14 protein-coding genes and 1 pseudogene are annotated in these 19257 nt (G+C 36.7%); 6 read left to right on the top strand and 9 right to left on the bottom strand.

Annotation, left to right across the window (positions count from 1 at the left end):
• Positions 1-33 precede the first annotated feature (33 nt).
• Together G525_RS0112100 and G525_RS20850 are read right to left on the bottom strand one after the other, a co-directional pair.
• Positions 34-912 carry a universal stress protein gene (locus G525_RS0112100; protein WP_027126411.1) on the bottom strand — a complete coding sequence of 293 codons (879 nt, stop codon included), beginning with the start codon at positions 910-912 and terminating at the stop codon, positions 34-36.
• 81 nt (positions 913-993) lie between these two features.
• Positions 994-2667 (bottom strand): annotated as a pseudogene (locus G525_RS20850) (BCCT family transporter).
• Positions 2668-3330: 663 nt separating this feature from the next.
• Here G525_RS20850 and G525_RS0112085 point away from each other — a divergent pair.
• The 6 genes from G525_RS0112085 (at position 3331) to G525_RS0112060 (ending at position 10538) form a co-directional block, all read left to right on the top strand.
• Positions 3331-4641 (top strand): TolC family protein, encoded by a 1311-nt coding sequence (locus G525_RS0112085; protein ID WP_027126410.1) that lies wholly within the window; start codon positions 3331-3333, stop codon positions 4639-4641.
• Positions 4642-4734: 93 nt separating this feature from the next.
• The gene (locus G525_RS0112080) at positions 4735-5814 is read left to right on the top strand and encodes an efflux RND transporter periplasmic adaptor subunit (protein ID WP_027126409.1); all 1080 of its coding nucleotides are present in this window, start codon (positions 4735-4737) and stop codon (positions 5812-5814) included.
• Positions 5815-5957: 143 nt separating this feature from the next.
• Positions 5958-9152 (top strand): efflux RND transporter permease subunit, encoded by a 3195-nt coding sequence (locus G525_RS0112075; protein WP_027126408.1) that lies wholly within the window; start codon positions 5958-5960, stop codon positions 9150-9152.
• A 77-nt stretch (positions 9153-9229) separates the two neighbouring features.
• Positions 9230-9535 carry a hypothetical protein gene (locus G525_RS0112070; RefSeq protein ID WP_027126407.1) on the top strand — a complete coding sequence of 102 codons (306 nt, stop codon included), beginning with the start codon at positions 9230-9232 and terminating at the stop codon, positions 9533-9535.
• A 17-nt stretch (positions 9536-9552) separates the two neighbouring features.
• Positions 9553-9774 (top strand): YgaP family membrane protein, encoded by a 222-nt coding sequence (locus tag G525_RS0112065; protein WP_027126406.1) that lies wholly within the window; start codon positions 9553-9555, stop codon positions 9772-9774.
• Between the two features lie 389 nt (positions 9775-10163).
• The gene (locus tag G525_RS0112060) at positions 10164-10538 is read left to right on the top strand and encodes a rhodanese-like domain-containing protein (RefSeq protein ID WP_084647754.1); all 375 of its coding nucleotides are present in this window, start codon (positions 10164-10166) and stop codon (positions 10536-10538) included.
• A gap of 63 nt (positions 10539-10601) precedes the next feature.
• Here the strand turns inward: G525_RS0112060 and G525_RS0112055 are convergent, their stop codons facing one another.
• The 7 genes from G525_RS0112055 to cls form a co-directional block, all read right to left on the bottom strand.
• On the bottom strand, positions 10602-11705 hold the full coding sequence (locus G525_RS0112055; RefSeq protein ID WP_035479565.1) for a mechanosensitive ion channel family protein: 1104 nt from the start codon (positions 11703-11705) through the stop codon (positions 10602-10604).
• A gap of 152 nt (positions 11706-11857) precedes the next feature.
• Positions 11858-13171, bottom strand: a complete 1314-nt coding sequence (nhaA, locus tag G525_RS0112050; RefSeq protein WP_027126403.1) for a Na+/H+ antiporter NhaA — start codon at positions 13169-13171, stop codon at positions 11858-11860.
• Between the two features lie 418 nt (positions 13172-13589).
• A complete protein-coding gene (locus tag G525_RS0112040) occupies positions 13590-14069 on the bottom strand; it encodes a Dps family protein (protein WP_027126402.1) in 480 nt (159 codons plus the stop codon).
• 262 nt (positions 14070-14331) lie between these two features.
• Positions 14332-15642: an NAD(P)/FAD-dependent oxidoreductase gene (locus tag G525_RS20845; RefSeq protein WP_035479563.1), complete on the bottom strand. Its 1311-nt coding sequence runs from the start codon at positions 15640-15642 to the stop codon at positions 14332-14334.
• Positions 15643-15739: 97 nt separating this feature from the next.
• A complete protein-coding gene (locus G525_RS20840; RefSeq protein WP_211222930.1) occupies positions 15740-16423 on the bottom strand; it encodes an SDR family NAD(P)-dependent oxidoreductase in 684 nt (227 codons plus the stop codon).
• Between the two features lie 303 nt (positions 16424-16726).
• Positions 16727-17443 carry a hypothetical protein gene (locus G525_RS0112025; RefSeq protein WP_245577791.1) on the bottom strand — a complete coding sequence of 239 codons (717 nt, stop codon included), beginning with the start codon at positions 17441-17443 and terminating at the stop codon, positions 16727-16729.
• Positions 17444-17617: 174 nt separating this feature from the next.
• A complete protein-coding gene (gene cls, locus G525_RS0112020; protein ID WP_027126400.1) occupies positions 17618-19069 on the bottom strand; it encodes a cardiolipin synthase in 1452 nt (483 codons plus the stop codon).
• Between the last annotated feature and the right edge of the window lie 188 nt (positions 19070-19257).

The raw sequence follows: 19257 nt of genomic DNA, 5'->3' as shown, positions 1-19257 counted from the left end.
CTGCAAACCACATTAGGAACTTAGAACCTCTACTTACCTTATTACCAGTAATGGCATTTTTCTGTTTCTTATCAATAAATCGTTGGTTGTACTTCCTAGAAATAAAGACGTAATATTATTGCCTCCTCTTGCAGAGACTACAACAATATCAAACTCGCCCTTTTCTGCGTGGATTTCTATCGCTTCCACCACTGAAAGTCCTTCCCTATCGGTATATTTAAAAGGAATATCACCACGTAAGTCATATTTCTTTCGGAATTGTTTTACTTTTTCCTTGAGATGTAATTTGGTTTTATCAATGGCTTTTTCCGTATTGATATACGGGAAGAAAAATGACGGAATATTATAAACATGCAAGCCTTCAATTTGACCACCTGATCGCTGAACCAAACTATCAGCCACTGCAAAACATCTTGCTGATGCCGAACTAAAATCCGTAGGAACCAGGACATTTTTCATCCTGTGTTTTGCTTCCTCTGGCACCAATAATATATGGGCATCGAGCATGCGTGCCAATTTTTGGCTTAAGGCACCTGTTCCCTGTAGCTCATCCTTATTCCCAGTGACCATAATGTCTATTTTATACTCTTTGGCAAGATGAGTAAGAATACTCTCTGTATAATCATCAGATGTAATCAAAACCGTATGTGGCACGGACCCCGTATAATGTTTTTCGATAGCTCTTTGCAATCCACGATCCACGATATCCTCTACTGTAATCCCTTCTTCTATAAATTCATCATAAAGATCATATAATTTGTAATGTTTAACATTGTGGGTAAAATAGACATGTTCAATATTCCATACCTTACAAAGAAAGCTTACATAACCCAATAAGATGGGATCCATCTCGGTAAGGTCTAAAGCCACCATCAGTTTTAACTCGTTTTCCAGTTTTATTTTCTTTGTCATATGATTTTAGGGTTTATTTTTCAAAGTATTATTTCAAATCATTAAATCAGAATCCGCTATTTCAATTCTGATTGATGGCGTTTAAATATCAGTAATATTTGGTTTCTTTTTAGGTTCGGATTCTGGATCTATCTTTTTTAAATTTTTGGCTTCCCGTTCCTTATTTACCAAATCGAGAATATTTTTTCTGTAGGATTTCTTTTCAAGGAGCTTTTCTTTACGTTCTGATTTTTCATAATCCTCATTCATGCCCCGATATAAGGAAAAGCACATCATTATCAATAGGATGGCAAAAGGCAGTCCGGAAATAGTTACCACAGTTTGAAGTGCATTCAATCCGCCACCATACATTAATACGGCTGCAATAATACCAGTGGCAACTGCCCAGATCACTCTCTGATATTTAGGGGTTTTCAATTTACCACCAGAGGTAATGCTATCTACCACAATAGCTCCTGAATCTGCAGAGGTTATTATAAAACTACAAATTAAAATGACACCCAACACTTTCAGCACCATCGCCAATGGAAACTTATCAAAAAACACATATAAGGCTGTAGAAATATTGTCATTGACCGCGGCAATCATGGCGGTATCCCCAAGAAGGATATCACGCATGGTTGTACCTCCGAAAGCACTGAACCATAAAAAGGTAACTAATGCTGGAAGTATCAATACGCAAAGAATAAACTCTTTTACGGTGCGTCCCCTAGAAATTCGGGCGATAAAAGTTCCTACAAATGGCGACCAGGAAATCCACCAGCCCCAATACATAATGGTTCTTGTTTTCTGCCAGTCGGTGCCCTGTAGCGATTCCGTCCAAGTGGACATATCTATGAAATGCACCAAATAACTACCAATATTTTGAATGTAAGATTTAAAAATAAATGTGGTTGGTCCTAAGATAAGCACTAAAATAAAGATTGCAGACGCTACCCTTACGTTGAGCTTACTCAACATTTGAACGCCTTTATTCACACCGCTAAAAGCCGAAATAGTGGCTGCTAAAGTAACGCCCACAATAATGAGCACTTGATAGAATAATGAATTCGGAATTCCGAAAACATGGGTAAGTCCAGAGTTAATCTGTCCTACACCAAATCCGATGGTAGTTGCAAGACCAAAAAGGGTTGTAATCACGGCCATGATATCAATGAGATCTCCCATCCACCCATGGATTCAATTTCCCAATAAGGGATAGAATGCCGAACGTAAGGTAAGCGGCATTTTTCTATTAAAGGTAAAATAAGCCAAAGAAAGTCCTACAACCGAGTAAATTGCCCAGCCATGGATACCGTGATGGAGAAAGGAAAAATTGATTGCTTCTTGTGCGATAAGAGCAGGTTCATGCCCTGCCAGACGCGGCGGATTTAAAAAATCCCGAACAGGATCTGCAATACTAAAAAGCACCAACCCATTTCCAATTCCGGCACTAAAGAGCATGGCAAACCAAGCCCACAAACTAAACTCAGGTTTCGCCTTATCTCCCCCAATACGTATGGCACCAAACTTGCCAAAAGCCATATACAAACAAAAGACAATAAACAAATTGACTGCCAACGTATATATCCAACCCCCATGGGCAGAGACAAAAGTTTGCGCCATACCAAAATAGTAATCGGCTTCTTCCTGAAAAATTAGGGTAAATCCAACAGAAAAAACAATTACGGCAAGGGCACTTAAAAATACGGTTTTGTTTACAACAAGACCCAAAAATCTTGAGGCACTCTCTTTTCTAGTGACTTTAATAGACATATAAAAATTGGTTTATTTCAATAATGATAAGTTTGCTTGTTATAATTAGGAAAACAACAAGTCGTAATAATTTAGCAAGGCTCATAATAACATAATATAACGTGCCTAACAAATTTTTCATCAACTGTTTTTTATAACACTCAAAAAATACTAAATCCATTAGTGAAAAGCTAGAATAAAATCGATATCTGCAAAAATTAATCAATAGCGAACCTTACTGCCCAATAGAAAAGTATGCAATTAGCATTTCGAAAAATTAAAGAAACCATAGACTACAAATTGGACAAAAGAACTACAAACGTCCTACACGAGTATTATGAAAAAATCAAAAAGAGATATTTATAAAAGAAGGCTTATGTCATAACTATTTAAATCTAAATTCTTTTTCTTGCTAACGCCCGTCAAGTTATTGCTAAATAGAAATTAAAATCACTAACTCCCTAAGTAACAAAAGTTACCAAGTGATTTTAAAATGCAAACTATCTTTAGCTCATATTAAGATAATAGTAAAATTTAGTTTGGTATACTGATGTAGTGATCAGTGTTTATTGGTTAATTAGAAAAGAGCACTCATCCTAAATTGAGTGCTTTTTTTACTTGGTAACATAGGTTACTGACCAACTTGAAATAAGAGCCTAGTTTTGCCAAAGAAATACAAATACCATGAAAAGAATACTTTACATTGTAATACTATTTAGTATGTTTTGGAACTCCAATCTCCAAGCACAGGTTGTGGTTGCCATTACCAAACAAGATGTTTTACTTAAGGTTTCAGAAAACAATACCGCTATTAAAATCTCTGAAGAAGAGTTTAATGCTGCAAAAGCCGATTTCAGACAAACCAATGCCATTTATCTCCCAAACATTACCGCAAGTCATACGGGAATAGCCACCACCAACCCGTTAATGGCTTTTGGTTCTAAATTGAATCAAGGCATATTAACACAAAGCGATTTTAATCCGGCCATTTTAAATGAACCTTCTCAAGTTCAGAGTTTTGCCACCAAATTTGAAATCCTACAGCCTATCATCAATGTAGACGGTATTTATCAACGCAAAGCTGCTAAATCAACAATGGATGCTATGGCTTTAAAAACAGAGCGTACAACTGATTATTTGGCTTTTGAAGTAGAGAAAGCGTATATGCAATTGCAGTTAGCTTACAAAGGAGTTGATGTTTTAGAACAAGCGATGGAAGCCGCCAGTGCCAACAAAACGTTAGCAGACAATAGTTTTAAGCAAGGGTATTTGCAACGTGCTGACGTATTGAATGTTGAAGTACGGATCACGGAGGTTCAAAACCAATTGCAAATGGCAAAAAGCAATGTGCAGAATGCCTCCAACTACCTATCATTTTTAATGAATGATGAACATTATGTGGTCTATACCCCATCAGATAGTTTAAGTCTTTCCATTCCCTCTATTGGCAATCAAAATATTTCTGAAAATCGATCAGATATTAAAGCTTTGGAATTGGCTACAAATGCCTACGAATCCATGAATAAGGCGGACAAAATGGCATTCCTACCACGATTAAACGCTTTTGGAAGTTATGAGCTTTATGACGATCAAATTTTTAGAGGGGACTCCAAGGGTTATTTATTTGGAGCGCAATTATCTTGGGATATTTTTCAAGGTTCCAAACGCTTCGGAAAAGCACAAAAAAGTAGGGCGGAATTTGAAAAATCAAAATTGGAATACTCTCAATATGTATCACAGACGAATTTGGAATTGAATAAGGCAAAACGGGCACTTTTGGATTCTGAAAATAAATTAACGCTTACATCCTTAGCTTTAGAACAATCTGAAGAATCTTTTAGAATCCGAACAAATCGATTTAAACAAGGCTTGGAAAAAACATCCGATTTATTAATCGCCGAAACCCAAGTCGCCCAAAAGCGTCTTGAGTATTACCAAACCATTTTTGAATACAATTATGCACAAGCGTATGTGCAGTTTTTAACCAAAGAATAATAATTGTTTGAAGTAGGCCCTCACAGGCAGCAATAAATACAACCATCCTACAAAATTTCAAAAACTTTGTAGGTAAAAATAAATACAAATCAAATGAAAAAATACATGTATCTCCTAAGCGTCATTACAGCTTCTATATTTCTAACAAATTGTGGTAGTAACGATCAAAAAGCAGTTGCTGACACGTTCCCAGCAATTCCTGTGACTGTAAATCAAATAACAGCAAATGAAAATAGTCCTTTTTTATCAGTAAGCGGAAAGATCCAAGCCACGAACAGTACCGATTTAAGCACCAAGATGATGGGATACGTTAATAAAGTACACGTCAATGTTGGTGATAAAGTCACTAAAGGGCAATTGTTGGTCTCCATCAACAATGCCGATCTACAAGCTAAACAAGGACAAGTAAATGCTGGTATTACAGAAGCAACAGCAGCATTCAACAATGCAAAAAAAGATTACAACCGATTTCAAAGTTTGTTTGCAGACAATAGTGCATCTCAAAAGGAATTGGATGATATGACCGCTAATTTTGAAATGGCAAAAGCACGGTTGGAAGCTGCCAACCAAATGAAAGCGGAAATCAATGCACAATTTGCTTATAGTAATATTACTGCACCATTTAGCGGAACAGTAACGAGTAAGACCATTGAAACTGGCGATATGGCTAACCCGGGTGTTCCATTAATAAGCATTGAAACGCCAGGTAATTTCGAAGTTATGGCCATGGTTCCTGAAACAGATATTTCGCAAATCAAAAAAAATTCAGAAGTGAGCGTTTTGGTAATGTCTATAAACCAAACGTTGAAAGGCAAAGTGATTGAAGTAAGTACATCTGCAAAAAACACAGGCGGTCAATATTTAGTAAAGATCGATTTAGATAAAACGGAAGCCAATATTCTTTCCGGCATGTTTGTAAGTGTCCAATTTCCAATTGAAAAACAAGCATCAACGGAACTGGTTCTAATTCCAAACGAAGCTATTATTACAAACGGACAACTGTCAGGAGTTTATACTGTGAGCCAAAGTAATACGGCCATATTGCGCTGGTTGCGATTGGGTAGAACCTATGGAGATCAGGTGGAAGTGTTGTCTGGGTTAAGTTCAGATGAAGCCTATATCATTTCTGCGGAAGGGAAATTGTTTAATGGAGCGAAAATCAGTATTCAGTAATCAGTCACAGTTTTCAGTTTAATCCTGCAAGATTTTTTTGTTGGCTGAGTGTAGTCGAAATCGAAAATCTTGTAAGTATGAAGAACACAAAAGCATAACAATATTAAGATTACCTCTTGGGAGGTAATGAAAAAAACAGTTCAATGAAAGAAGGTATCGCAGGTAAAATTGCAAAAGTGTTTATACAATCGAAGCTCACAGTGCTTTTGATGATTGTATTTACCGTGGTTGGTGTGTACAGTTCGTTTTTAATTCCGCGTGAGGAAGAGCCGCAAATTGACGTGCCTATGGCCGATATTTTTGTGGGCTACCCAGGTGCAAGTCCGACGGAAGTAGAATCTCGCGTCATCAAGCCCCTAGAGCAATTAATATCGAATATTAAGGGCGTGGAGTATGTTTATTCTACCTCAATGCAAGAACAAGGCATGGTGATCGTCCAGTTTTATGTAGGCGAAGATATTGAGCGTTCGTTTGTGAAATTATACAACGAAATCAATAAGCACATGGATCAAATGCCTGAGGGTGTCACATTTCCATTGGTAAAAACAAGAGCTATTGATGATGTTCCAATGTTAGGTTTAACCTTGTGGAGTGAAAATTACGACGACTACCAATTAAGCCAGATAGCACAAGAATTGGAAGCCGAAATCAAAAAAGTGAACGATGTGGCCATCACTCATAAGATTGGTGGTAGAAACCGTCAATTACGTGTGGTTTTAGATAAAGATAAACTAGCGGCTAGCGGCTTAGATTTCTTATCAGTTTCTGAAATGATCAAGGCTAACAACAGTCAATTAAGCTCTGGAAGTTTTGATAAAAACGATACAGAATTCCTAATAAATACAGGTAAGTTCTTAGCATCGGTAACAGATGTTGAAAATTTGGTGGTTGGCGTACAACAAAATCAACCAATTTATTTAAAGCAAATCGCCAATATTTTTGATGGCCCAGAAGTCCCACAAAACTATGTGAGTTTAGGATTTGGTCAAGGCAGTGAAAAAGCGGACGATTTCAAATCAGAGTATCCAGCAGTTACTATTTCAGTGGCCAAAAGAAAGGGTGCTGATGCCATGAAAATTGCGGAAGTCATTATTGATAAAGTGGAGCATTTACGCAGCACCTTAATTCCTGATGATGTTCATGTCGAAATTACCAGAAACTATGGTGAAACGGCTTCTGATAAAGTTTCAGAACTTCTATGGCACCTCATAGGATCCATATTTGCAGTAACACTTGTAGTGATGCTTGCGATGGGTTGGCGTGGTGGATTGGTAGTGTTCTTATCCGTACCAATTACTTTTGCTTTGACTTTGTTGAGCTATTATATGATGGATTACACACTCAACCGAATTACACTTTTCGCCTTGGTGTTTGTAACAGGAATTGTAGTGGATGACTCCATCATTATTGCGGAAAATATGCACAGGCATTTCAAAATGAAGCGCCTCCCCTTTAAGCAAGCCGCTTTATACGCCATTAATGAGGTTGGAAATCCAACTATATTAGCAACATTCACCGTAATTGCGTCTGTTTTACCGATGGCTTTCGTTTCCGGATTAATGGGCCCTTATATGGCACCTATGCCAATTGGAGCATCGATAGCCATGATATTATCGCTGTTTGTAGCATTGACCATTACGCCTTATTTGGGATACATTTTCTTAAGAGAAAAAGATGTGAAAGGGAAAGATGAAAAAGTAGAAAAACCTTTAGAAGAAACGTTTATTTATATACTTTATAACAAGCTAGAGCGTCCTTTATTAGACAGTACAGCAAAACGTTGGTTGTTTTTAGGTGGGACTTTTGCAGTTTTAATGGGAACAATGGTGCTGTTTTTTACCAATTCGGTTGCCGTAAAAATGCTGCCTTTTGATAACAAAAATGAATTCCAAGTGGTCATTGATATGCCAGAAGGCACCACCTTGGAGCGTACCGGAGTAGTGGCTCAAGAAATTTCCCAATACTTAACGACACGACCAGAAGTGGTGAATTATCAAAACTATATTGGCACCTCCGCCCCTATTACCTTTAATGGTTTGGTGCGTCATTACGATTTACGTGGTGGAAGCAATATGGCCGATATTCAAGTGAATTTAATTGATAAGAACAAACGTAAAGCGCAAAGTCATGACGTTGCTAAATTGTTACGTCCTGATATTCAAAAAATCGGTGTAAAATATAATGCGAATGTAAAATTAGTAGAAGTTCCACCAGGACCTCCTGTACTTTCTACCATTGTTGCTGAAGTGTATGGCCCGGATTATAATGAGCAGATCAAGATTGCTGATCATATTCAAGAGATCCTAAGAAATACCGATGATGTCGTGGATATTGATTGGATGGTTGAAGATGATCAGATTGAATACAAGTTTGAAATCAACAAGGAAAAAGCCATGTTATACGGTATAGCGCCACAGCAAATTGCCTATACTATGAATATGGCCTTGTCCAACAGAGCCATTACCACGTTATACGATGAAAACGCCAGCAATCAAGTAGGCTTGATATTGGCTTTAGATGAAAAGGAAAAATCCACCATATCTGATATCTCACAACTAAAAATCAGATCGAAACAAGGAAACATGGTGCCGATTGCCGATTTGGTAACCATTAATGAAACTATCGCAGCAAAAAGCATCTATCGCAAAAATCAAAAACGTGTGGTGTATGTGTTAGCCGATATGGCGGGCGATTTGGAAAGTCCGGCCTATGCTATTTTGGGTATGGAAGAAAAGTTGAAAGAAATTCCGTTGCCTCAAGGTTATGAGCTTAATGAAATGTACTTGGGTCAGCCCGATTTTGAAGATAATTATACGGTGAAATGGGATGGCGAATGGCAAATTACATTGGAAGTATTTAGAGATTTAGGGATTGCTTTTTTAGGAGCCATTATCTTGATATACATCTTAATTGTAGGTTGGTTCCAAAACTTTAAAGCGCCTATCGTGATGATGGTTGCCATTCCCTTATCCTTAATAGGAATTATATTGGGCCACTGGATCATGGGCGCGTTTTTCACGGCAACTTCATTTATTGGAATGATTGCATTGGCCGGAATCATGGTGCGGAACTCGGTGTTGCTTATTGACTTTATCAATTTACGGACCGCCGAAGGCGTACCTCTAAAAGAAGCTGTTATTGAGGCCGGAGCGGTGAGAACGACACCTATTTTACTTACCGCCGGAACAGTTGTTATTGGTGCCTTTGTAATCTTATTCGACCCCATTTTCCAAGGCTTGGCCATTTCATTAATGGGCGGAACGATTGTTTCCACCGTATTGACCCTATTGGTGGTGCCATTGGTGTATTATATGATTGAAAAGAAGAATTATAAATAATTACGTAAAGGCAGTAGAGATAGCTTGCAAGCTATCTCTACTGTCGGTACCTAAGCAATATAATGTAAAACAAAAAAATGAAACTAGTAATCGTTACATCAGTCGAAGAATTTAGAAAAGATGTTCTAAAGCTCTTCAAAAATGCGAATATTCAAAACTTTAGTAGTTCTGATATTGACGGATACAAAAATGGCGCTTCAGTCGTCATGACTTCGGGTTGGTTTTCTGGTGAAAAATTGAGTAATGAATCGCGTTTATTCTTCTCCTTTACAGAAGATGAGAAAATTGAAGATTTATTCAAATCCATTGCAGAATTCAATTCGAGGGTAGAAACCAATAATGCTGTAAGAGCCGTTGTAGTTCCAATAGAAAGACATATTTAAACTTAAAATCAAATAAAATGTTAAATACATATTTTAGAGTTATCGTTGGCACAATGGTGCTATTGAGTGTGGTATTAACCGTTTACGTCAACCCAAATTGGATGTGGTTGACTGTATTTATTGGTGTAAATTTGATTCAATCAGCATTTACAAAATGGTGTTTACTGGAAACTATTTTACAAAAATTAGGGATTAAAAATACAGGAATCACCTGCTCCGTACCTTCTAAAAAAAGCTAATTAACAGGAATTCCAATTTTTTAAGGTGAAGCCATCCGGATGTGGCGTATTTAAAATTCCAGTAAAGTTAACTGGCCACAAAATTATACTCCACCTAATGATCTTGTTATTTTTGGCCTTTTTTTGAATTTAAAACGTCTAAAATCACCTTGAATTGAGAAATAATGGGTTCTAAACCAAGTATGGCAAAGAGACTATTTTGAAATTTATTACTCTTATAACTATGAATTGTTTCGCAATCTTATAGTAAATTCCTTTAGGTACATAGTTAGAGCTCATTAAAAATGAATACTTTTGAATATCTCAACTTTAAAGTACGATAAGATAATTTCTTTGAAATACTGGTTGAGACATAATTTTTCACGTTACTATCCTTAAATACCTTAACTATGAAAAAATTAATATTTCTTATTCTATTGGTGAGTTTTTCCTGTAAAGATCAAGGCAAGAAAGCTGCGGATCACCTTACTATTTTGTCTCCTTCTTCATTTAAAGAAGATGTTTCTGATAAGAAAGTCCAACTCGTTGATGTCAGAACTGCGGAAGAATTTGAAGAAGGACATATTGAAAAAGCAGTGAACATCGATTTTTTGGCAGAGGGTTTTGATGAGAAATTCGATAACTTCCACAAAGACCAACCTATATATATCTACTGTAGAAGTGGAAATAGAAGTGGGAAAGCTGCCAAAATATTATCGGAAATGGGATTCGAAACCATCTATGATTTGGAAGGTGGATATTTAAATTTTGAAAAAAATCAATAAGCCGAGAATCTTTAAAAAATAAGCAAATTTTTGTTTCTCTCTGTGCTGGCCAGTTAGAAAATTCTATTTATTTTCGGTCTCTTCAACTTCCTCTTCGTTCACCATATATATGGTTCTTGTAGGGTAAGCAAGTTCTATATTTGATTCTTTATAGCGTTTAAAAGTACTTTCAAAAACATCGCACTTCATGGAAAATGAATCCGAGAAACTACTGGACCATGCCCAAGCTCGTATTGTAAGAGAAGAGTCGTTGATTTTGGTAAGCGCCGTTCTCACCATTGGCAATCCATTTTTCTTATCAAGTTCTGATCGATTGTCATAAATTAAAGGATGATTTTCACATTCCTCCCTCAAGATTCGTTTGGCATCATCAATATTACTGTCATAAGAAATTCCAACTTCAATATGCTCACAGCACTTTAATTCGCCCAAATCATAATTGATTAATTTTTCCTTATTGATTACGGCATTTGGAATGACGATCATCTTATTTTCAAAGTTCCTGATCACTGTATGGCGCAAGGTGATATCAGTAACTGTCCCCACCATGGTATCACTTACCTTGACAACATCGCCAATTTTAAAAGGTTTAAAAGAGATAATAAAAACGCCCCCCACTAAGTTGGCCAGTGCTTCCTGCGACGCTACGCCTGCAATTATCGCCAGTACTCCTGCGCCTCCCAATGCGGTTTGAGCTACACCTTTTAATGAAGGAAAAGCCAATAACCCAAACAAAATACCTACAAACCAAATCATAGAAACGGCAACATAGCGCAAAAATTTGTAGCTAGTTGGGTCATATTGATAAGCGATTTTTTCCTCTATTTTCCGCTTAAACCATAAATTGACCAAGGTTGCAGAAACGATGGTTGCCACTGCAACGATGCCTAAATGAGTTGCCAATTGGAAGTAAGCCTTTAAGGTGGAGCTTTTCTCCTTGTCTACAAAAATAAAACTCAAGGCAATAAACCCTAAAACTATCCAAAGGGTATTCAGGGTCCGTTTTAAAATTTTTAATGATCTTACCGGAACATCAGTTAACTTCGCTTCCTTTCTTAGCAACCACTTAATGATCACATTTGTGGATATCAGAAGAATGAGTACGCTTACAATAACAACTGATCCGAAAATTATATGGGATTGGTAAGTATCAAAAAATTCTGTCATGAAATACGGTACTATATATGATTGACGCGAAGAGTGTTATTGAATATTCTTATTTCTATTTACAATTGGCTATGATAGGACGCTTAGTCAATAAAAATTAAAAAAGGATTATAAAAATTAAAAATTCTGCCTGTGGCTGTGCATGATTAGAACTAGTAGTGCAATTCTTTCTTTTTCTTAGATCCAAATTTTAGAAGTACAAAACCAATAATGGCTGAAATAAACGAGCCTATAAGTATGCCAATTTTAGCAGAATCCACATATTCTGGATGACTGACAAATGCCAAACTTGCAATAAAAATAGCCATCGTAAATCCAATTCCTGCTAAGAAAGAAACACCTACAATTTGTTTAAAATCGATATCTCTAGGAACTTCTATGATTTTTAATTTTTTAGCCAACATCACGAATGAGGTCACACCAATGCTTTTTCCTAATATTAAAGCAACGATTATATTGATAACGAGAGCGGTTTCCAATTCTACTGAACTATCAATCATAACCCCTGCATTGGCAAGCGCAAAAATAGGAATGATAAAGTACGCTACCCAACCGTGTAAGCCACGTTCTAAATTTTGCAATGGGGAACGGAATTTCGCAGTCCAATCTTGCAAATCATTAATGTTCTCCAACTGTTCATTAGAAAGGATTGGTTGTTGAAGGACGACAGAATTCTTAATATCCTTGTAAACAATATCAAGATGTTGTAAAAACGTGGAGGTATCTATCTTTTGTCTGATTGGTACAGAAAACGCCAACATAATTCCAGCAACTGTAGGATGTATTCCTGCAAAGTAGAACAAGAACCAAATGGCTATACCCAAGAGTACCATAACATATTTTGAGTAATAACCTTTGTAGGATAGAAAATAAAGCACTCCCAATAACGCCAAGGCTATCAGCAAAAGTACTGTATTGATGCTTCCACTATAAAATATCGCAATGACCAAAACAGCCCCAATATCATCTACAATAGCGAAGGCGGTAAGAAATATTTTCAAACTTAACGGCACACTTTTCCCTATAACATTGAGTATCGCCAAAGAGAAAGCGATGTCTGTAGCCATCGGGATCCCCCAACCTTTTACTGTTTCAGGATTCTGATTTAGAATCAAAAAGAACGCCACGGGAATTACCATACCTCCAAGCGCACCAATCAATGGAAAAGCAATTTTTTTTGCCGAATTGAGCTCGCCAATAATTAATTCTCTTTTGATTTCTAGACCTATTAAAAAGAAGAAAATGGCCATAAAACCATCATTGACCCAAAGGATTAAAGGCAATTGAAATTCAAATGATTCTGTCACAATACCAATCTCGTATTGCCACAAATCAGTATATGAATCTCCTAAAGGTGAGTTTGCCCAAATAAGAGCTAGAACAGTAGCAAACATTAAAAGAATGCCACTAAAACTTTCAATTTTTACAAATTTCTGAAGTGGTGAAATTATTAAGTTTTTTATCATCTATTTAAATGGACTTTAATATATCTATAGTCTTTCAAAGATACACTTTCAATGGAAAAAAGCTAAAGAACTTGGCCTGATTTTGAGAAAAAAAATGTTTTTCTGATATTAATCTTCAATTAGAAGGACCAATTTGGATAAAATAAACACTTTTTCACACATCTATTACCATAAAATTGAAAACCCATGCGCAAATACACCTCTTTTAATCTGATTTGCCACTTCCTTCTTGGCATATTTTAGTCGTTTGCCCAAAAGATCCATTTTTATCTTAATTGCATTTGGAATTAACCCAAATATCCAATGATAAATTCCAAAGTAGCACTACCTGCCCTACTCTAAATACGTATTAAAGAAAAAGGTCAGATTTTGAAAAACTTCAAAATCTGACCTTAAATAAATTTTAACTCTTACCAAGTTAAGCTTTGGCAATACTTGCCCTCAGCATCCAAGCCATTTCTTCATGCTCCTGCATCAATCCGTTTAAGAAATCGGCTGACCCAGCATCTTTTAAATCGTCTTCCACTTTAGAAAGATTCTCTCTAATAAATTGGATAATGGCATCATGATCTTCCAACAAAGCTGCAGAATAATCATGGCTCGTGTTCGATCCAGAGTATTTCTCAGTAAGATGGGTAAGTTCTAAAAACTCTTTTAAAGTTCCTGGAGCATAATGCCCTACTTTTCTAATTCGTTCCGCAACACTATCCGTAAATCGTTTTATACTATTGTAATGCTCTTCAAAAAATAAATGTTTAGTATGGAAATCATGACCTTCCAAATTCCAGTGTGCTCTTAATGTTTTGGTGTAAAGAACAAATTCATCCGCTAATAATTTAGCGAGAATCTCTGTTACTTTCTCTCTGTTTTCTTTTGAAATTCCAATATTCGTTTTCATGTGTTGTAAGTTTTAATTTATGTTATGAGATCAATTTTTTTGATCATTTATAATTCTGACTCTAGTTTAATTCTTTTCAAATTTATTTATAGCCCATTTGAAAAATTTTTTAACTCAATTTAAATTTGACATGCACTTCCTTTTAAAAAGATAGCAAGGAGCTCAATTTTAATAGTGTAGTTAGTTTTATATAATTGCAGATGTCAAGTCTCTTTATAATTGTTAATTATCGAATAAGGATGCAATGAGTTATTCAGAGCATTTAAACCTCAGTAATTTCGTCCTTAATCTCATCCGACAAAGGCGCATTTTCTGGTGTTTTTCCGATCATTATACCTTGAGATTGACCCTTTCCGAGATAGGCATTGAACCAGTTCCAAAATGTCCGAAACCTATTTCTATAGCTTACCAACAGAAACAAATGCACAAACAACCAAGAAAACCAAGCCAACCAACCCGTAAGCGTAGTTTTTGGAAAAGTCATATCCGCAACTGCTTTTTGGTCGCCAATGATTGCCATTGCACCCTTATCTCTATATTCAAAAGGTGTCATTTCTTCATTCTTTACCATCGCCACAAAATTTTTCGCCAAATGTTTTCCTTGCTGTTGCGCCACCGCGCCTAGTTGCGGATGACCTTCCGGAAAATTGGAGTCTGTAGTTTGAATGCAGGTATCACCAATCGCATAGATATGATCCATTTGTTCAACTTTATTAAATGCATCCACAATTAACCGATTTCCTTTTTCATAGCAAGCTTCTGGGATTCCCTTAAATTTCATAGCCGTCACCCCAGCCGTCCAAATCAAAGTTTTAGTTTCAATGGTTTCTCCATCCTTAAAAAAAACTTTATCGTCCTTAAAATCAGACACCATCTTATTTAACTTCACGTTGATACCCATCTTTTTGAGCGTCTTTAAGGTGTATTTCTGAGATTTTTCACGCATTGGCGGCAATACCGTTGGTGCGCCGTCAACAAGATATATATTTAAACTTTCATCGACCAATTCAGGATAAATATCCCTCAATTTACGATTGCGCATTTCGGCAATCATTCCGGCAATCTCAACGCCTGAAGGTCCTGCACCAGAAATGACTATATTCCGCATTTTGCGTTTCTCGTCAACATTGGTACAATAGGTGTATTTCTCACCTTCCATAATGAGATAATTTCTCAATTTAATAGCGTCATTGACCGTTTTCATTGGTAAAGAATTTTTCTCAATATTCTCCATACCAAAATAATTACTCTTTGTGCCTGTGGCAAGCACCAAAGCATCATAATGAAGGTCTCCGGTGGATAAGATGACTTTTTTTTGGTTGGGAACAATCTCTTGCAATTCTCCAATCCTAAATGCCAAATTCTTAGAATTAATAAATAAGGTGCGAAACGGAAAAGAGATACTCGAAATATCCAACATTCCTGTAGCAACCTGGTACAATAAAGGTGGAAAGAAATTATAATTATTTCTATCGACCAAAGTCACTTTCAGCCCTTCCTTATTTCCTAATTGTTTTGCTAAATTCACGCCTGCAAATCCTCCACCAATAATGACAATATGTTTTTCTTGCATGTGTTATGTGCTTTTAATACTTAAATGAAGAGTGCCAAATAATTGACAATTTCTAACGGACCAGCGCATGAGAAAACATGTGCTTGCCTATGATGTATTATCTCAATTTAATATCTCCACCATCCGCCATAAGTGTCTGACCAGTCATGTACTGACTATCGTCACTTAAAAGAAATGCTATAATAGGCGCAATATCTTTCTGCGGATCTCCAAATCTCTGCATCGGGTTCTTACCAGCCACTTCGTCATATTGGTCACGGTGGGATTCTTTCCATTGGGCTACACCTTCAGTAAATGCGAGCGGACATACGATGTTTACCCGTATTCCATCTTCAGCCCATTCATTAGCGGCTACCCGAGACAATCCGCGGATGGCTTCCTTGGCTGCAGCATAACTCACTTGATTTTTCTGACCAAGCAATGCGGCCCCAGATCCGAAATTCACGACGGCTCCTTTTGTTTTTTTAAGCTCAGGATAGGCCGCTTTCATAAAATTTAAAGTGCCATATAATCCGGTATTCATAGAAAGAGCCCAATCCTCCTCAGTCTGTTCCATGAAAGGCTTTTGTTTTGATGCGTGTGCATTATTAACCAACCCTGTTAACTTTCCAAATTTTGAAATCGCCATTTTTACAGCGTCGTTGGCTACGGCTTCTTTCGAAATATCACCATTCATGAATACAATCTGTTCAGGGTTTGATAGTTCTTTGTCCTTGCCGGCGTCTTCATTGAGATCTATAGCCACAACGGACGCTCCTCTTTCTGTCAAAACAGTGGTGATTGCGCCTCAAATTCCGGCTGCTCCACCCGTAACTATAATCACTTGATCTTTTAAATTTTTCATGTGTAAATTTGATTACTTATATTTAAAGATTTTCTTTATTGACCTAAAGGCATCAGTTCTGATTCAAATAAAAATAAGAAATAGAGAGCTCCTTTTTTATCGCAATTGCGATTTGTGTTAGCCCAAGTCATACCTATAATCTATAATAAGTGATGACCGGTGATGCCATTGAAATAAACCCTATAATCATTAAAAAAAAAGAGGATTTCTAATGAAACCCTCCTGATTTTTGATCAAATATTATTGGTTGTCGTTCACCGCTCTTTTAGCCTGGGAAGATGGCAAATGAATTTGCAATCCGACATTAAGACCTAAACTATGCTGATAGGTAGTATTTCCTCCACCAACAAGTCCGTTATACTTTAATGAGGTTTCCAAACCTACATTATCCGTAATGAAATAAGAGTAACCAGGTCCAAATCCAAAAGCAAAACCATTGGTTGTAGGTCCTTCTTTAACATTTACCCCAGCAAAACCTGCATTGGCTTCCATGAAAAATCGTCCGTTTCTAAGAAGGTTATCTACCCCCTTTTCTCCCGGAGCAAGATAGTATCTTGACAAGGCTTGGATACCATAAAGTGTCGATTCAGAAGCTCCTTCAGATTTGGCTGATTTTGTAAATCCAAGATTTACAATTGCACCAATCATGAAATTGTCGGCTACAAAATAGCCTACCTTTGGAGCGAGCCCAACATTATAGCCTGCCCCTTCATTTAAACCGAAGTTAAAACCAAACAAACCGTTACTTGCGGTGCTGGTGATGCCGCTACCCAAGTCTGTTCCAATCATATAATCTCCTTCCGCCAATTGCGCTTGAGACATCCCCACTGCACCCAATATCATTATTATTGTTAATAATAGAGCGTTGTTCAAGTTTTTACCAAGAGATCTTGGTTTTTCTAGAAGTTCCGTTTTAGTTTCAGCAGTGGCTGAAAAAGAGTAATTTGTTTTCATCATAGTGTTCGATTTTTAGAGTTGAGATATCATCCATAAAGTCCTTACAGACCTTGTTGCTTTAGTGGAATGATAGCCTAACATTGTTAAAACTGATAACCTCAAATATACAAAAGGTTCGTGTGGTTACGAACTATATAAAATTAAAGTTGTGTTAAATCTTTAATAAAGAAGTATTTAGAGAAATGGGGATAACAAGCGCACCATTTTTTCCCACAATTTCATGTATTTTGGACGACTTAACCATTGTTCTGCATCGATGAGTTCAGACGCCGCTAAATCCTCTTCAAATACTTCGGTAAGTTGTCTTGCAATTGTTTTACTGTAGACCATTGCATTGACCTCAAAGTTGAGATCAAAACTTCTGTAATCCATATTTGCCGACCCAACTATGGCTAAATTATCGTCAATAACCATAGTCTTGGCATGAACAAAGCCTTTGTTATATTTATAGATTTTGGCACCATACTGTATTAATTCTGTATAATAAGCACCTGCCGCAGCATTGACCATTTTGGAGTCTGAGATGCCCGGGATTAAAATTTTGACGTCCAAGCCACTCTGAACGGCTATAATCAATACATCCATTAAACTTTCACCTGGAATAAAATAAGGGCTGGTGATATAAATACATTTCTTTGCAGAAGCAATTGCTTCCAATAAAGAATAAAAAATAAGCGGCTGTGGACTGTCTGGACCGGACGCTGCTATCTGAACAACTTCATCTTCTAAAACCTCGTGATTTGATTGGTCAGGAAAATAAACTTTGTCGTAATCTAAACGGTGTGGACTGCAAAAATTCCAATCGCATAAAAATAAATATTGTAAATAGGATGTTGCCACCCCTTCTATCATCAGGTGGGTATCTCGCCAAAACAAGTGGTTTTCTTTTTGAAAATCATTACGGTAGCGATCACTCATATTGATACCACCAATAAAACTGGTTGTGCCGTCAATGATAATTATTTTCCGGTGATTCCTATAATTGAGCCGGTTGGCAAAAGCATACCAGATGATCTTGTAAAATGGAATGGTTTGAACCCCTGCGTCTTCCAATTTTTTGATGAATGCCCTTCCAAGCCGACTACCAAAATCATCATACATAAAACGAACCTCAACACCTTCTTGTGCTTTCCTAATGAGAACGTCAGCCACAGAATTTCCTGTAACATCATCTTCATAAATATAATATTCAATATGAATATGGGATTTGGCGTTTTCTAATGCAGCTAATAGTTCCGGAAATTTTTCTTCGCCGTTGATAAGTAATTTGACTCTGTTATTAGCTGTTAGGGGACTACTGCCGGAACGAAGGATAAACTCTGACAAGTTTTGGTACTCTGAAGCCAATAAGCCCGAATGACTAATAGATTCAGAATATGCATGTAACTTGCTTTTAATACTTTTTCGAAAAGGCTCATCCTCAACGATTTTTTTCGAATAGAGCTTTCGCTTTCGGTAATTGATACCCACCGTAAAATAAAAGATCATTCCAATGAACGGAACAAAAATTATAAATAGAATATATGCCAAAGCCTTTGTACTACTTCGAGTATCAAGCAACACTCTTAAAATGACAATGATCACCAAAAGTGCATATGCTATTTCTGCGAGTAAAATCCAATTCATATTTTGAAACCCTATTTATACCAATTACACAAACAACTCTGATTGAGATCAAAAGTTAAAGTAATATATTTCTTCATCATAATTTCATTCAAAACCAAAAAAAACCTCACAGATCCGAAGCGTTCGGTTTGGCATCTGTGAGGTCTAAATTAACATTTTCAGGAAGAGCACGCAAGGTATTCAACCCA

This window comes from Gelidibacter mesophilus DSM 14095 (genome assembly GCF_000423005.1).
In the GTDB taxonomy this organism is placed as follows: domain Bacteria; phylum Bacteroidota; class Bacteroidia; order Flavobacteriales; family Flavobacteriaceae; genus Gelidibacter; species Gelidibacter mesophilus.
Note: the sequence above shows the minus strand (reverse complement) of the source record. Positions and strands in the feature narration are given on the sequence as shown.

Coding starts and splice junctions, on each gene's coding strand:
- G525_RS0112100 (WP_027126411.1), bottom strand. CDS start 912: ATGACAAAGAAAATAAAACTGGAAAACGAGTTAAAACTGATGGTGGCT.
- G525_RS0112085 (WP_027126410.1), top strand. CDS start 3,331: ATGAAAAGAATACTTTACATTGTAATACTATTTAGTATGTTTTGGAAC.
- G525_RS0112080 (WP_027126409.1), top strand. CDS start 4,735: ATGAAAAAATACATGTATCTCCTAAGCGTCATTACAGCTTCTATATTT.
- G525_RS0112075 (WP_027126408.1), top strand. CDS start 5,958: ATGAAAGAAGGTATCGCAGGTAAAATTGCAAAAGTGTTTATACAATCG.
- G525_RS0112070 (WP_027126407.1), top strand. CDS start 9,230: ATGAAACTAGTAATCGTTACATCAGTCGAAGAATTTAGAAAAGATGTT.
- G525_RS0112065 (WP_027126406.1), top strand. CDS start 9,553: ATGTTAAATACATATTTTAGAGTTATCGTTGGCACAATGGTGCTATTG.
- G525_RS0112060 (WP_084647754.1), top strand. CDS start 10,164: ATGAAAAAATTAATATTTCTTATTCTATTGGTGAGTTTTTCCTGTAAA.
- G525_RS0112055 (WP_035479565.1), bottom strand. CDS start 11,705: ATGACAGAATTTTTTGATACTTACCAATCCCATATAATTTTCGGATCA.
- nhaA (WP_027126403.1), bottom strand. CDS start 13,171: ATGATAAAAAACTTAATAATTTCACCACTTCAGAAATTTGTAAAAATT.
- G525_RS0112040 (WP_027126402.1), bottom strand. CDS start 14,069: ATGAAAACGAATATTGGAATTTCAAAAGAAAACAGAGAGAAAGTAACA.
- G525_RS20845 (WP_035479563.1), bottom strand. CDS start 15,642: ATGCAAGAAAAACATATTGTCATTATTGGTGGAGGATTTGCAGGCGTG.
- G525_RS0112025 (WP_245577791.1), bottom strand. CDS start 17,443: ATGATGAAAACAAATTACTCTTTTTCAGCCACTGCTGAAACTAAAACG.
- cls (WP_027126400.1), bottom strand. CDS start 19,069: ATGAATTGGATTTTACTCGCAGAAATAGCATATGCACTTTTGGTGATC.